This window comes from Pseudomonas tremae (assembly GCF_001401155.1).
Lineage (GTDB): Bacteria > Pseudomonadota > Gammaproteobacteria > Pseudomonadales > Pseudomonadaceae > Aquipseudomonas > Aquipseudomonas tremae.
On record NZ_LJRO01000209.1, the window covers coordinates 1 to 317 of the forward strand.

The window sequence follows — 317 nt, forward strand, 5'->3', positions numbered from 1 at the left end:
GTCGTTGCCTACGTCCACACCCAGTGTTTTCTCGCTTTCCGCAGGCTGCGGAGTGCCGTCCGTACCGACAATTTCATAACCTGTACCCGCGCAGGAAGCGTCCGCTTTTTCGTAGCAGCTGGCCTAGGACATCGCCTCGCCGGAGCAGTCGATGCTCAAGCCCTGTCTGCCGTTTTTCAGGTAAGTGTTGGAGGCGGTTGCGCAGCCGGTCAGGCCCAGCGCAACAATAATGGACAGTAGGGAAAGGATTCTGATCATGTTTTTCGCTTCAAGATAAGGTCAGAGAATTGACAAATGCGGACGTTGGACTGGTAACA

At 54.6% G+C, this 317-nt stretch carries 1 pseudogene; it reads right to left on the reverse strand.

The annotated features are described in order from the left end of the window. A pseudogene (locus ALO43_RS15435) lies at positions 1–249 on the reverse strand (hypothetical protein); the annotation flags it as partial. Positions 250–317 lie beyond the last annotated feature (68 nt).